Source organism: Telluria sp. ZT3P26 (assembly GCF_059686035.1).
Window position 1 is genome coordinate 53,283 of record NZ_JCASII010000005.1, and the last position, 13,465, is coordinate 66,747.

11 protein-coding genes and 1 riboswitch are annotated in these 13,465 nt (G+C 66.4%); of the genes, 7 read left to right on the forward strand and 4 right to left on the reverse strand.

Annotated features, from left to right (window positions below; genetic code table 11):
• Positions 1 to 364: 364 nt before the first annotated feature.
• Genes mltB through AC56LN_RS16720 form a run of 4 tightly spaced genes read right to left on the reverse strand, consistent with a single transcriptional unit; the run spans position 365 to position 5,488 of the window.
• Positions 365 to 1,567, reverse strand: coding sequence for a lytic murein transglycosylase B (mltB, locus tag AC56LN_RS16705; RefSeq protein ID WP_499573384.1), 1,203 nt, complete (start codon positions 1,565 to 1,567; stop codon positions 365 to 367).
• Positions 1,564 to 3,579, reverse strand: a complete 2,016-nt coding sequence (locus AC56LN_RS16710) for a transglutaminase TgpA family protein (protein WP_499573386.1) — start codon at positions 3,577 to 3,579, stop codon at positions 1,564 to 1,566. The genes mltB and AC56LN_RS16710 overlap by 4 nt, the downstream gene beginning before the upstream one ends.
• Complete coding sequence (locus AC56LN_RS16715) at positions 3,576 to 4,568, reverse strand: DUF58 domain-containing protein (RefSeq protein ID WP_499573387.1); 993 nt, start codon at positions 4,566 to 4,568, stop codon at positions 3,576 to 3,578. Before AC56LN_RS16715 ends, AC56LN_RS16710 begins: the two co-directional genes overlap by 4 nt.
• On the reverse strand, positions 4,568 to 5,488 hold the full coding sequence (locus AC56LN_RS16720; protein WP_499573389.1) for an AAA family ATPase: 921 nt from the start codon (positions 5,486 to 5,488) through the stop codon (positions 4,568 to 4,570). Before AC56LN_RS16720 ends, AC56LN_RS16715 begins: the two co-directional genes overlap by 1 nt.
• A 215-nt stretch (positions 5,489 to 5,703) precedes the next feature.
• On the opposite strand from AC56LN_RS16720, the gene AC56LN_RS16725 reads away from it, so the two are divergent.
• The 7 genes from AC56LN_RS16725 (at position 5,704) to AC56LN_RS16755 (ending at position 13,450) form a co-directional block, all read left to right on the forward strand.
• On the forward strand, positions 5,704 to 6,636 hold the full coding sequence (locus tag AC56LN_RS16725; RefSeq protein WP_499573392.1) for a histone deacetylase family protein: 933 nt from the start codon (positions 5,704 to 5,706) through the stop codon (positions 6,634 to 6,636).
• A gap of 69 nt (positions 6,637 to 6,705) precedes the next feature.
• Complete coding sequence (locus AC56LN_RS16730; protein WP_499573395.1) at positions 6,706 to 7,596, forward strand: hypothetical protein; 891 nt, start codon at positions 6,706 to 6,708, stop codon at positions 7,594 to 7,596.
• Between the two features lie 43 nt (positions 7,597 to 7,639).
• The gene (locus tag AC56LN_RS16735) at positions 7,640 to 8,788 is read left to right on the forward strand and encodes a hypothetical protein (protein WP_499573396.1); all 1,149 of its coding nucleotides are present in this window, start codon (positions 7,640 to 7,642) and stop codon (positions 8,786 to 8,788) included.
• Positions 8,789 to 9,083: 295 nt separating this feature from the next.
• Complete coding sequence (ylqF, locus tag AC56LN_RS16740) at positions 9,084 to 10,031, forward strand: ribosome biogenesis GTPase YlqF (RefSeq protein WP_482897898.1); 948 nt, start codon at positions 9,084 to 9,086, stop codon at positions 10,029 to 10,031.
• A gap of 25 nt (positions 10,032 to 10,056) precedes the next feature.
• Positions 10,057 to 10,296: riboswitch (cobalamin riboswitch) on the forward strand.
• Between the two features lie 68 nt (positions 10,297 to 10,364).
• Positions 10,365 to 12,311, forward strand: a complete 1,947-nt coding sequence (locus AC56LN_RS16745) for a TonB-dependent receptor (protein ID WP_499573398.1) — start codon at positions 10,365 to 10,367, stop codon at positions 12,309 to 12,311.
• A gap of 150 nt (positions 12,312 to 12,461) precedes the next feature.
• Complete coding sequence (locus tag AC56LN_RS16750; protein ID WP_499573401.1) at positions 12,462 to 13,124, forward strand: thiol:disulfide interchange protein DsbA/DsbL; 663 nt, start codon at positions 12,462 to 12,464, stop codon at positions 13,122 to 13,124.
• On the forward strand, positions 13,121 to 13,450 hold the full coding sequence (locus tag AC56LN_RS16755; protein ID WP_482897901.1) for a hypothetical protein: 330 nt from the start codon (positions 13,121 to 13,123) through the stop codon (positions 13,448 to 13,450). Before AC56LN_RS16750 ends, AC56LN_RS16755 begins: the two co-directional genes overlap by 4 nt.
• Positions 13,451 to 13,465: the final 15 nt, after the last annotated feature.

A 13,465-nucleotide genomic window follows, 5' to 3' on the forward strand; every position in this document is an offset into this window, starting at 1 on the left:
CCGATACTCATGAGCAAGCCGGAATCGTTTCTTTCGATTCGGTTATCGTTGTCTACTTGCAACAATAGCCGCAATGCAATTCTCTCATATAGTCACGTGAAAGAACTATTGTTTTTTGATTAATCAATAGTGTACGGGCATCCAGCGTTTGATGCCGCACAGTATGGAAATTGCTAACTAAAAGGAAAGAAAATGGGGAGTATGACTACATTCGTAATATATTTAGTACGAATAATTGCAAGATGTCTTTGCATACCCCTGGGGGGTATGCAGGCGAATGCTGATCAGCAATATTGAAAGTTGGCCGGAAACTTGTTACAAAAGATTACAAAATTTCCCGCTAGGCAAGGGAGGGTTTCTTGCCTCACTCCGGCCGGGCAGCACGCACGGCGCGGCCCAGATCGACGACGGACATCGCATAGAAATAGCTGCGGTTGTATTTGGTGATGGCGTAGAAATTATCGTTGGCGACCCAGTACTCGGTCGGCTCGGCGCCGTTCTGCAGGTCGATCAAACCGTACAGCGTCTCCGCGGGCAGGGCCGTGCCGGTCACGACGCCGGCCGCGCGCAGCGCTTCGGGAAGCAGCGTCGCTTCCAGGCCGAGTCCGAGCAGGGGCTCCCAGGCGCGGGTGGGCGACACATCGGCGGCATACGCCACGGGGCCGCGATGCTCTGCGTTCCAGCCATGCTGGACCAGGAAGTTCGCCACGCTGCCGATTGCGTCCACGCTGGAGCCGCGCAGGTCGACCCGGCCGTCGTTGTCGAAGTCCACGCCATACTTGAGGATATTGCTTGGCATGAACTGCGGCATGCCGACGGCGCCGGCAAACGAACCGAGCAGCGAGAACGGATCGTAGCCGCGCTCGCGCGCCAGTATCAGCGTGCTGGAAAGTTCGTCGCGGAAGAACGCCTGGCGCGCGACCTGGTTTGGCGCATCCGGATAGGCAAACGCCAGCGTGGTGAGCGAGTCGAGCACGCGGAAGCGCCCGGTGTCGCGGCCGTAGATGGTTTCGATGCCGATGATGCCGACGATGATCTCGGCCGGCACGCCATACGCCGCCTCGGCGCGTTTGAGCGCCTCGGCATTGGCTTCCCAGAAGCGCACGCCGGCGCGGATCCGGATCGGCTCGATGAAGCGGGCGCTGTAGGCTTGCCAGTTCTTTGGCTTGCCCGGCGGTGCCGGCTTGACCAGCTGCACGGCCGTATCGATGTAGCGCACCTGGCCGAACAGCGTTTCCAGCGCCGCGCGCTCGAAGCCGTGCTGCGCGACCATCCCGTCGATGAACTCGCGCACCGGCTGCCATTCGAGGAAGTTGACATGCTCGTTGTCGGTATCGACGACGCTGGCCACGGCGGCGCCGGCAGCGGCCACTGGCGCGGCCTTGGCAGCCGTGCGGCGTGCCTTGGAGGATTTGGCCTTCGCCGCTGCTGTGGATTTCGCGGTCTTGGCCTTGGCCTTCGCTTGCGCACTGCGCGTCTGGGTATCGGAAGAAGGGGCGGCGAGCGCATCGCCATGCGCGCTGGCGGCAAGCGCGAGCGCGGCGAACAGGGTAACAATTAATTTCATCTGACTTGCGACAATAGACTTTTCAAGGTGGCGTGGAGCCGTGGATCGGCTGCGGGCGCTGCGTAGCGCCAGGCGCTGTAACGACGCAGGAAGGTGACGGCGGCCTCGCGGGCAGGGGGCGCCAGGACCTGCGCGCCGGCGGCGGTAGCAGCATCGGTGGCAAGGATGCGCGCCGCGTAGGCGCTTGGCCCTTCGTCTTGCGCGCGCGGCAGGCCGGCCTGGCCCAGACGCTTGCACAAGACCGAGTATAGAGCATCGATCGGGTCGATTTCGCGACGGCGCCGCAAAATGTTCATCCCCCACCAGGCCAGTCCGGCCAGCACCAGCACGACGCCGAACGGCCAGGCCAGCAATTTGTCCTGCAAGCCCTGCACAACGCTGCGCTGGCGTTCCGGCGTGTAGTTCAGCACCCACTGGTTCCAGCCGTTGTTGAGCGCGCCCATCGCGTTGCGCACGTCGGCCAGCCACGCACCGGCCTGCAGCCCGAACGGGTTCACGCCGCGCAGCGCGTCGATGCCGAAGGGCGCGGGCCGCTCCGTGGCCCGGTTCGTCCCCGACTGCACACGTTCCGGCGCCACTGCCGCCGTCGGATCGACGCGCAGCCAGCCGCGGCCCGCGATCCAGACTTCGGCCCAGGCGTGGGCATCCGACTGGCGCACCGTCATGAAGCCGTCGATGGGATTGCGTTCGCCGCCCTGGTAGCCGGTCACGACGCGTGCGGGCACGCCGGCTGCGCGCATCAGGAACACGAACGCGCCCGAGTAATGCTCGCAAAAGCCGGAGCGCGTCCCGTACAGGAATTCATCGACCGTATGGCGACCCAGCAGCGGCGGGGCGAGCGTGTATTCAAACGGCTGCTCGCGGAACTGGCGCAGCACGGCGTCGACCCGCGCGGCCGGATCGCCCAGCGCGCGCAAGGCCCTGCCGGCAGCCAGTGCGCGCGGATTGAAGCCATACGGCAGCAACAGCCAGCGATTGGTGTCCGCCAGTACCGGACCGCGCTGCAGCGCATACTCGACGTGCGAGCTGGCGCGGTAGCGCACGCGGCTTGCCAGCGGCGCGTCGGCCGTCAGTTCGAACTGCGGCGAGATGCGCAGTTCGTGGCCCGGCACGACGGGCAGTTCGCCCGGCATCTCGAGCGCGAACACCCAGCGCGACTGCGACGGTTCGAGCGTGACTTCGTACTCCAGCCCCGGCCCGCCGACCGACAAACGCAGGTTGCGGCCCGATGCGCTGTTCTCGCCACGACGCCAGGTCAGGCCGTCGAAGGCGTCGAGCACCGGGCCGCGCCAGTACAGCTGGGGTGCCAGCGGCGGCGTGCCAAAGAAGCGCACGCGAAACGCCGGCTCTTCGGACAGTGCCAGGTTCGACATCTGGCCCGGCGCCATCTGGTCCGACAGGCCCGAGGTACCGGCGCCGGGGCCGCCCGGCATGCTCCACAGCGGACCCTGGATGCGCGGGAACACGACAAACAGCGCGATCGCGATCGGCGCGGCAAAGGCCAGCATGCGCGCGGCCATCGCCAGGCGCGTGCGCAGTGGCGGCACGGCGCCGGTGAACTGGAACGACAGCTGCGTGGCCAGCAGCAGCAGCACCGACGCCACCATCATGATGGCCGTGCCGATGCCCTGCGCGTAGAAGAAGTTGGTGAGCACCAGGAAGAAGCACAGGAACACGACGACGAACAGATCGCGCCGCGCGTGCATCTCGAGCATCTTGAAGGCCACCAGCAGCACCAGCATCGCCACGCCGGCGTCCTTGCCGAGCAAAGTGTCGTAGCTGAACTGCACGCCGACCATGGCGGCAATCGCAATCGGCAGCAGCACGATGGCCTTGGGCATGCGCTTGCCGCGCAGCGTGATCGCGGCGCGCCAGCCCAGCGTGGCCGCGCACAGCAGCGAGACCCACCACGGCAGGTGCAGCGCGTGCGGCGCCAGCACCAGCACCGCGCTGGCCAGGAGCAGCAAGGTATCAGCCTTGTCGCGCGGTAGTGGGGTACGCAGCAAGGTCATGCGGGGTCCTGGATGCCGTACAAGGCCAGCGCGCGCAGGCACGCCGCCTGGTGCGCGGCGCCACTCCCGGCGTCGATGCGCACGTGGCCCAGGTGAAAGGCGTAGGGCAGGGCGCGGCTTTCCGCTTCCAGCACCCAGCGCGTCAGGCGCGCCAGGCGCAGTTCGACGTCGAGGTTGCGTGGCAGGCGGTCGAAGTCGAGCACCAGTTCGTCGCCCCCACCGCCTTCGAAGTGTTTCGTCACCAGTTGCCCGCCGATGCTGGGATCGAGCCGCGCGATCTGGCGCCACGCCATCTGGCGCGGCGAGTCGCCCGCCTGGTAATTGCGTACGCCGGCAAAATCATCGTAACCGGCCGTGCGCACGCTGTTGCCGCCGCCGCCTTGCAGCGGCAGGCCGGGCGCGCCGTCTTCGGGCCGTGGATAGACCAGCACGCGCGCGGCGGGCCGCCAGTAACTCCAGGCGACGAACAGGCCAAGGGGAAAGCGCGTTGACAGTTTCACGCGCCCCGGCGCGGCCCAGCCACGCGCGGTGGTTGGCAGCGTCAGCGTGACGGTGGCCTGCGTGCCGGCGGCGATGTCGGCAACGTGACGTGCCTCGGGCCAGTCGGCAAAATCGGCGCGCACGGCGTAGCGCGCCAGGCGCGTGCGGTTGATGACCTGCAGCTCGAACTGGGCGACCTCGCCCGCAAACACGGGCGCCGTGCGCCCCTGCTGCAGGCGCAGCTGCGCCAGATTGCGGTAGGTGGCGACCATGTCGACCAGTGCGCATGACAAGGCCAGGAAGGTCAGGCCGAAGCCCAGGCCCAGTCCGTAATTGACCGAGCCAACCAGCAGCACGGCCAGCAGCAGCACGAAGCCGAGGCCCGCGCGCGACGGCACGATGAACACGCGGCGCTGGCTGATGACCACCTCGCCCGCATCCAGCGCGCCGCCGCGCGGCAGCCACACGCCCGTCGTGCGGCGCAACCAGCCCCGTAGCGCCAGCGCCATCAGACCGGGACCGCCTTTTGCAGTTGCAGCACCAGATCGCGGCTGGCCAGTGCCGTGCCATGCGCGGCGCGCAGTGGTCGCAGGCGGTGCGCGCAGACCGGCACCAGGACGGCCTGGATGTCCTCGGGGAGCACGTGGTCGCGCCCTTCGAGCGCGGCCCACGCGCGCCCGGCCTGCAGCAGCGCGATCGCGGCGCGTGGCGACAGGCCTTCGGCGAACATGCCGTTCTGGCGCGACGCCTGCGCCAGCGCCTGCACATACGTGATCAGGGCGCCGGATGCGTGGATCGTGCGCAGCTGGCGCCGGGCTTCGGCCAGTTCGGCGGCCTGCATCGCCGGCTGCAGCGTCTTGAGCATCGCGCGCCGGTCTTCGCCCATCAGCAGCGCGCGTTCGGCGGCGGCGTCCGGGTAGCCCAGCGTCAGGCACATCAAAAAGCGGTCGAGCTGCGACTCGGGCAGCGGGAACACGCCGACCTGGTTGGCCGGGTTCTGCGTGGCGATGACAAAGAAGGGTTCGGGCAGCGCGCGCGTGACGCCGTCGGCCGAGACCTGGTGTTCTTCCATCGCTTCGAGCAGGCCCGACTGGGTCTTGGGCGTGGCGCGGTTGATCTCGTCGGCCAGCAGCACCTGCGTGAAGATCGGGCCCGGATGGAACACGAACTCGTTCTTTTCGCGTTCATAGATCGAGATGCCGGCGACGTCGGCCGGCAGCAGATCGCTCGTGAACTGCACGCGGTTAAAGCGCAGCCCCAGCGAAATGGCCAGCGCGTGCGCCAGCGTGGTCTTGCCGACGCCCGGCAGGTCGTCGAGCAGCAGGTGGCCGCCGGCCAGCAGGCAGGTCAGGGCCAGGCGCACTTGCTGGTCCTTGCCGACCACCACCTCGTTGACCTGGCGTGCGACGGCGTGCAATTTGTTGAACATGGTTGGCTCTACGTTATTCGGTACATGGAACAGGGCGGCAGTCGTGGCGCGCATGCATGATTGACAACGCGGCACAGCAGCGCTGCGGCCTGCCGTGGTAGATTAGCGTCATTGGCAATCTTCATACGTCGACAGCAACAGCCGTCCCAAGGGATTCTATGCGAGAACGGCGCGGCAAGGTGTGAATGGATGAGCACAGGCGGAGACCGAGCATCATGAGTACAGCGATTTACAGCCACCCCGACTGCCTGCGGCACGAGATGGGCGATTGGCACCCCGAGTCCCCGGCCCGCCTGCGGGCGATCGACGACCAGTTGATCCTGGCGCGCCTGGATGGCCTGATCGAGCAGCGCAGTGCGCCGCTGGCCGACACCGCGCAGATCCTGCGCAACCACACGGCGGGCGCGCTGGCGCTGGTGCGCGACCACATACCGGCCACGCCGGGCGACTATTACCCGCTCGATGGCGACACGTCGCTCAATCAGTACAGCTACCAGGCGGCGCTGCGCGCAGCCGGCGCCGCGGTAGCGGCAACCGACGACGTGATCGCCGGCACGGTCACCAACGCGTTCTGCTCGGTGCGCCCGCCGGGCCACCACGCGACGCCCACCGAGCCGATGGGCTTTTGCCTCTTCAACAACGTGGCCATCGCCGCGCGCCACGCGCTCGAGGCGCACGGGCTGGAGCGTGTCGCGATCATTGATTTCGATGTCCATCACGGCAACGGCACGGCCGACGCTTTTCGCGACGATCCGCGTGTGCTGATGGCGAGCTTCTTCCAGCACCCGTTCTTTCCGTACACCGAACCCGAGCCGATTACCGCCACCTGCGTCAACGTACCGGTGCCGGCGCGCTGCGAGGGCGACACCGTGCGCCAGCTGGTGCAGGACCAGTGGCTGCCGGCGCTGCATGCATTCAAGCCGCAGATGATTTTTGTCTCGGCCGGCTTTGACGGCCATCGCGACGACGACATGGGCGGCATCGGGCTGGTCGAGGCGGACTACGCCTGGATCACGCGGCAGGTGCTGGCCGTGGCCAACGAATACGCCGGCGGGCGCATCGTCAGCTGTCTCGAAGGCGGTTACGAATTGTCGTCGCTGGCGCGCAGCGTGGTGGCGCACCTGAAGGTGCTGGCCGATCTCGAATAGTCGGGAACCGCGGCGGCATTCTGCTCTCTAACGTAGCACCGGCACGAGCCGGGCAGCGAGGAGACCAGCATGAAGCACCGCCGCATCCCGTACGCCTTCTATGTTCTTTGCACCGCGTGCCTGCTGCTGGCCAGCACCGTCGCGAGCGCCGCCAATTACACGCTCTGGATCAACGGCCGCAGCAGCGGTGGCGCGCCCGGCAACTACAGCGACTTTCGCTACTGGGGCCCGGCCGCGACGCCTGCCGGCATCAACAAGCAGGCGGTCAACTGGGACGGGCGCAGCAGCATCGCGTCGCAAAGCGGCCGCGTGCGCGATGCGCTCGACTGCTTCTGTACGGGCCAGAACTGGTGCTATATCGCCGCCTATAGCGCGGGCGACCTGCTGCTCGGCTACACGCTGGCCAATTACGGCGGCTCGGCGCGCGCCGTGACGAATGCCGGCGCGAACGCCAGCGGCGTGTGCGTTGCCAGTGGCGGCGTGCAGACGGGCTGGAACCTCAAATGGGTGCGCGTCGCGGCCGGCGCGGCGGGCGGCTCCGAGCTCGCCAACGCCGGCGCCTGGACCACCTCCGAGCCACTCGTGCAAGACCTCAAGACCAGCACCGCGCGCGCCATGTACAACCACAATGACACCCGCAACGTCTGGTTCTATCGCTACGCCGGCGCGCGCGGCACCGCGTACTCGTTCCTGTTGCCGGGCCAGGACGACGAGGTCGTGGCCTATCACAGCAGCGGCGGCGTGGCCGGCAATGCGGGCCGCGCGCTGTGCAATCCGGGTGACTGGCTGTGCGATGACCTGCGCCTGGGCACCGCGCCCAACCAGGGCGGCAGTGTCAAGTGGAGCTGGCATTCGGTCGTGTTCCGCGACGACGGTGAACGCTTCAATCACTATGGCGACGGTAACTGGGCCGGTGTCATCGGGGTCGTGCGTGAGGCGATGGTCGATACGGCCAATTAGGTCGCGACCGGCCTGGCTGGCGCTGGTCGTCACCGGTGCGCTCTTGGTCGGGCTGTTCTGGCAGCCGGACGATCCGGCGCTGCCGGTGGCTGCACCGGCGCCACCGGCCGACCTGCATTTTTTCGGTCCGGTGCCGGTTGTGCACCCTGCCGGCGAAGACGCTAGCGTGCGCCGGCGTCAGCTTGCCGGACAGGTTCGATTGACGCAGCATACCTATTGCAGCTACCTGCAGCACACGCGCTACCCGCACACATCGCGCCCGGCCGCGCAGCATCCCGACCAGCTGTATCCGAACCAGCCGGTCCGCGAATCGAATCCGATGCGGGTCGATGGTGGCGACAGCGACCCGGCCGTGCTGGTGCAGACCATGCAATCGCGCGTCTACCTGGCGGCGGGCGAGACAGTCGAATTTTCGCTGCGCGCTCTTGACGCGCACGGCGCCGCACTGCCTCTGGTGGTCACGCGTGCGCTGGCCCAGGGGATGGTTGCGCAGGGAGCTCGCCCCGCGCCGCGCATCACGCTGGCGTTCTCGCAGGAAGACGGCGGCGACTGGCGCGCCACGTTCGCGCCGCAAGCGGGCGCCCTCGCGGGCTTTCACGGCACCATCCGTAGTGAAGTGCGCTTCAGCGCGGCTGGCCGCGCGGGTGTCGTGTTGTTCGATGTGATCCATTCGCCCGAGTTGCCCGCCATCTGGACGGGCGCAGCGCATGAAACGATCGGCCCGGACGCGCTCGAATTCACGCTCCCGCTCGACGTACGCCTGGCTGGCCGCTACGTGGTCAGCGGCCGCATCGACGATGCGCTGGGCCGCCCGTTCGCACTGGCGAGCTTCAACGAGTTGCTGGGGCAGGGCACGCAGGCGGTAGCGTTGCGCGTGCATGGCAAGCTTCTGCACGACGCCGACCCTGCGCCGTCACTGCCGCTGGTGCTGCGCGATGTCGAAGGTTATCTGCTGCGCGAGAATACCGATCCGGACCGGCTGCTGCTGGCGCGCCGCGAGGGGCTCGTGCTGGTCAGCCGCACGCTGTCGCTGGCCGGCGTACCCGATAGCGAGTGGCAGAGCGAGGAGCGCAGCCGCTACCTGGCCGAGTATGCAAGAGACCGCATGGCGGCGCGCGAGCGCCTGGCGGCGTTCGATCCGGTGGCCACCTTGCCGCCCGCCGGATGCAGCGCGCCAGGGCTGGTTCAGTAAGGCACCAGCGGCAACTCGACCAGCGCGGACACCGCGATGGCACAGCACAGCAAGCCGACGCCATACCAGCGCACCATCGATCGTTTCAGTCTGTCCCGTGCGCGCATATGTCGTCTCCGCTGCGTCCTGCCACCCCGCGTGGCCAAGGGCCAGTGTGCACGGCGAATATGTCAACAGTGTTGCAACGGCTCAACGTCGTGCAGAAGAGAAAGGGCAGCTGTGGCGGGTTCGCGACGCCAGCGCGCGCCACCAGCGTAAAATAGCACCTTGAACGAAAGATAAAGAAAGCAACAGCATGTCGATACAATGGTTCCCGGGCCACATGAACGCGGCCAAGAAGGAAGCGGCCGAGCAGATGGAGAACATCGATCTGGTGATCGAAGTCCTCGATGCACGCCTGCCCGAGGCGAGCTGCAACCCACTGGTGGACCAGCTGCGCAAGTTCCGCCAGCGTCCCAGCCTCAAGATCCTGAACAAGATCGACCTGGCCGATCCGGTCGCCACCGCCGCCTGGAAAGCCTATTACGATGCACAGGAAGGCGTCACGGCCTACCCGATGACGACCAAGAAACCGGCCGACGTCGCCCGCATCCCCGATCTGGCCCTGTCGCTGGCGCCGCACCGCGGCGTGCCGACGAAACCGCTGCGCATCATGATCATGGGCATTCCCAACGTCGGCAAATCGACGTTGATGAACGCGCTGCTGAAAAAACGCGTGGCCAAGGTGGGCGACGAGCCGGCCGTGACCAAGGTCCAGCAGCGCCTGTACCTGAACAAGAACGTGGTCCTGGTCGACACGCCCGGCATGCTGTGGCCAAAGATCGCCATGGCCACCGACGGCCTGATGCTGGCAGCCAGCCACGCCATTGGCACCAATGCGCTGGTTGAAGAAGAAGTCGCCGAATACCTGGGCGAGCTGCTGCTGCAGCGCTATCCGCACCTGCTGACCGCGCGCTATGGCCTGAAAACCGAGGGCATGGATGGCGTGGGCGTCATCGAAGGCGTGGCGATGCGCCGGGGCTTCCGCGTGCGCGGCGGCGACTACGACTATGAAAAGGCGGCGCACTCGCTGCTGCAGGATTATCGCCAGGGCGCTTTGGGCCGCATCAGCCTGGAAACGCCCGATTCGCGCGCGGCCAGTCTGGCGTTGCACGCGGCCGAAGTGGCCGAGAAAGCCCGTCTGGCCGCCGAGAAGCTGGCTGCCAAGCTCGAAGAGCAGTCGCGCGGCAAGCGCGGCAGCTGACCTGCCAGGGCGCGTGCCGACACGGTATAATCGCGCCGTTTTGGTGCTCTCGCGCGCATTCCGGCGCGCGAAGTTAAACGGGAAACACGACAGGCCTGCGCCACGCGCGGTCCTGGAAGTGTGCTGCCCCCGCAACGGTCGACAAGCGCCGCGTCCGCACATCCTGCGCCGCGGCAGACAATCTCGATAACCACTGTCCGCCGGACAGGAAGGTGAGGGCGTCCCGCTTGCCAGCCCGGATACCGGCCAGGACAGGTGGAAGCGCGACGCGCTTCCTTCGACGCCGGGCTGCGGGGACGCAGCGGGGCGCCCTTTACCGAGAACACACCCATCATGACTTTTGCAGCTCCCGCGCGCCGCGCGCCCCTCGCCGTGGCGTGCGCCTTCGCCGTGTCCACCTTCGCCACCCTCGCCACCGCACAGGAAACGCTGGCGCCTGTCGTCGTCACCGCCGCCCGTTTCCCGGCCACCGCCACACCGATCGGCGCCACCGTGATCACGGCCGACCAGATCCGCACGGCCGGCGTGGCCGACGTGAATGCGGCGATCCGCAAGATCGGCGGCGTCTTCGGTCGCCAGAGCCTGGACGGCTCGCCCGACTTCAGCCTCGACCTGCGTGGTTTCGGCACCAACAGCGCGCAGAACGTGGTGGTGATGGTCGACGGCGTGCGCCTGAATGAAAACGAACTGGCCAGCACGGTACTGTCGGGCATTTCGATCGACACGGTCGAGCGCATCGAGATCACGCGCGGCGGCAGCAGCGTGCTGTACGGCGATGGCGCCACCGGCGGCGTGATCCAGATCTTCACCCGTCGTCCATCGGGCAGCGGCACGCGCGGTTCGCTGTTTGCCGAGGCCGGGCGCTTCGATGCCCGCGACCTGCGCGCCTCGATCGCGCATGGCACCGGCCCGTGGTCGTTCGACGCTGCCGTGACCGACCGCCGCACCGACAACTACCGCGACAACAACCGCTACGAGCAGACGAGCTTCAGCGGCGGCGTGCAGTATGCGTACGCCTCGAACGGCCGTGCTGGCCTGCGCTTCGAGAGCTCGCGCTCGGACTCGCGCCTGCCGGGTTCGTTGACCGACGCGCAGTTCCAGTCGATCCCGACCCAGAGCAGCACGCCGGACGACTTCGGCTCGCTCGACACCGACCGTCTCAGCGCCTTCGTCGAACACCGCATCGGCGCCATCGAACTGGCGGCCGAACTGTCGCACCGCAAGCGCGATGTGAAGTCGACCTACAGCGGGTTCGGTTCGCGTTACGAGTCCGAACAGACCCAGTTCTCGCCGCGCCTGCGCCATACGGCCATGCTCGGCGACAAGCGCAACGAGTTCGTTACCGGTATCGATCTGACCCGTTGGGATCGCCAGGTGACGTCGGGCTTCTCGGCGGGCGACGCGACGCAGGATTCCAACGCCATCTACGTGCGTGACGAACTGACCTGGAATGCGCCGCACAACGCGCGCCTGGCCATCGGCGCGCGCCATGAACGTTTCGACAAGGACTACACCGATCCGCTCGCGTTCACCGCCCCGGAAGACACCGAGCAGTCGGTCAATGCCTTTACGGTCGAAGGCAGCATCGACGTGGCGCCGGAAGTGACCGTGTTTGCCAAGGCCGGCCGCAGCTACCGCATCGCCAATATCGACGAAAATTCGTACCGCTCGAGCGCTGGCGTGCTGGCGCCGCAAACCTCGCGCGACTTCGAATTGGGCGTCGCCTTCGGCAACGATGCGCGCAAGGCCACGGTGCGCGTGTTCCGTCACCGCCTGACGAACGAGATCTTCTTCGATCCGACGCTGGCCGGCGGCTTTGGCGTCAACACCAATCTCGACCCGACCCGGCGCCAGGGCGTCGAACTCGAGGGCAACGCACTCCTGGCGAACAACCTGCGCCTGACCGGCGCCTGGCAGTACGTGCAATCCGAGTTCCGCGACGGGCCGAACGCTGGCCGCGAGATGGTGCTGGTGCCCAAGCACGTCGTGACGACGCGCCTGGCCTGGACGCCAGGCAATGGCCAGACCGCCGATATCGGCGCGCAGTGGGTGGCCAGCCAGCGTTTTGGCGATGACTTCGCCAATAGCTGCAGCGCGCGTGTGCCGTCGTACACGACGGTCGACGCCCGCTATGCGCGCCGCTTTGGCCCATGGGAAGCATCGGTGTCGGGCCTGAACCTGCTCGATCGCCAGCACTACAGCTACGCGTTCAGCTGCCGCAGCGGGATTTACCCGAGCGATGGCCGCCAGATGAAGGTGTCGCTGCGTTACGACTTCTGATCCATGTTCTGCCGGGCGCGGACGGCTGATGTATTTGCATGCATGTTTCAGCGGTAAGCAAATGCAATAAATCGCGCCCTGCAGACAGGGAACGGGCAAAAAGTGGTAATCTCGCGATCGTTCGCTCAATCATATTTGTGGAAGGATGTTATGCGCACTCTGCGTTTTGCCCTCGTTGCTGCCGCCCTGGTTGCCGGTTTCGCCAATGCTTCGCCGACTGATCCACGCGTCGGCTCCGAATACACCGTGCTGGCCGCGCCGCAGCCGACCCAGACCGTCGGCAAGAAGGTCGAAGTCGTCGAATTCTTCGCCTACCACTGCGGCGCCTGCAATGCGTTCGAGCCGACGCTCAATGCATGGATCAAGAAGCAGGGCGACAACATCGTGATGCGCCGCATCCCGCTGCCGTTCCAGGGCCCGAGCGACCCGGAAGCCCGCCTGTTCCTGACGCTCGACGCCATGGGCAAGCTGGAGCAGTACCATGACCGCGTGTTCCGCGCCGTCCACGTCGAGCGCAAGCGCCTGATGAAGGATGACGACATCATCGCCTGGGCAACCTCGAACGGGCTCGACAAGGCCAAGTTCATGGAAGCGTGGAATTCGTTCGGCGTGCAGACCAAGCTCAAGCGTCTGCCGGCCGTTGCCGAAGCGTACAAGGCCAGCAGCACGCCGACCGTCGTCATCGATGGCAAGTACGTCGTGTCGCCGGCCACCGTGGCGCAGTCAAACAAGATCCAGGACATGGGCCAGCTGATGACGGCCACCGGCCAGGTCCTCGATGCACTGGTAACGAAAGCAGCACAGACCAAATGACCAACGACGTCGAACGCGACATCCTCAAGATCTACGAAGGGTCACGGCCCAAAGAGGAAGAGCTGTTTGAGACCAGCCACGTGAACCATCTGGCGTGGTCGCTGGTGGCGATCTTCGCCATGGCGACCGTCTGGCTGAGCATCGCGCTGGTCAATGCGGAGAATCAGCGTCATGCGCTGGCGACGAACAAATGCCCTGACCTGGTGTTCAAGGCGGGATTTGACAAGGCATGCCTGGTCACGGTGGATTCGCGCGATCACTGGTGGGAACACCTCTGGTTCGGCGTGATGAATGTGCGGCCTGCTCCGCATAATGTGGGCAAATGAGTGGGCAACTGAGCT

What these genes read in the sequence shown, in the direction of transcription:
- AC56LN_RS16715 (WP_499573387.1), bottom strand. Translation starts at nt 4,568, where the DNA reads ATGGCGCTGGCGCTACGGGGCTGGTTGCGCCGCACGACGGGCGTGTGG.
- AC56LN_RS16745 (WP_499573398.1), top strand. Translation starts at nt 10,365, where the DNA reads ATGACTTTTGCAGCTCCCGCGCGCCGCGCGCCCCTCGCCGTGGCGTGC.
- AC56LN_RS16730 (WP_499573395.1), top strand. Translation starts at nt 6,706, where the DNA reads ATGAAGCACCGCCGCATCCCGTACGCCTTCTATGTTCTTTGCACCGCG.
- ylqF (WP_482897898.1), top strand. Translation starts at nt 9,084, where the DNA reads ATGTCGATACAATGGTTCCCGGGCCACATGAACGCGGCCAAGAAGGAA.
- AC56LN_RS16710 (WP_499573386.1), bottom strand. Translation starts at nt 3,579, where the DNA reads ATGACCTTGCTGCGTACCCCACTACCGCGCGACAAGGCTGATACCTTG.
- AC56LN_RS16725 (WP_499573392.1), top strand. Translation starts at nt 5,704, where the DNA reads ATGAGTACAGCGATTTACAGCCACCCCGACTGCCTGCGGCACGAGATG.
- AC56LN_RS16750 (WP_499573401.1), top strand. Translation starts at nt 12,462, where the DNA reads ATGCGCACTCTGCGTTTTGCCCTCGTTGCTGCCGCCCTGGTTGCCGGT.
- AC56LN_RS16720 (WP_499573389.1), bottom strand. Translation starts at nt 5,488, where the DNA reads ATGTTCAACAAATTGCACGCCGTCGCACGCCAGGTCAACGAGGTGGTG.
- mltB (WP_499573384.1), bottom strand. Translation starts at nt 1,567, where the DNA reads ATGAAATTAATTGTTACCCTGTTCGCCGCGCTCGCGCTTGCCGCCAGC.
- AC56LN_RS16755 (WP_482897901.1), top strand. Translation starts at nt 13,121, where the DNA reads ATGACCAACGACGTCGAACGCGACATCCTCAAGATCTACGAAGGGTCA.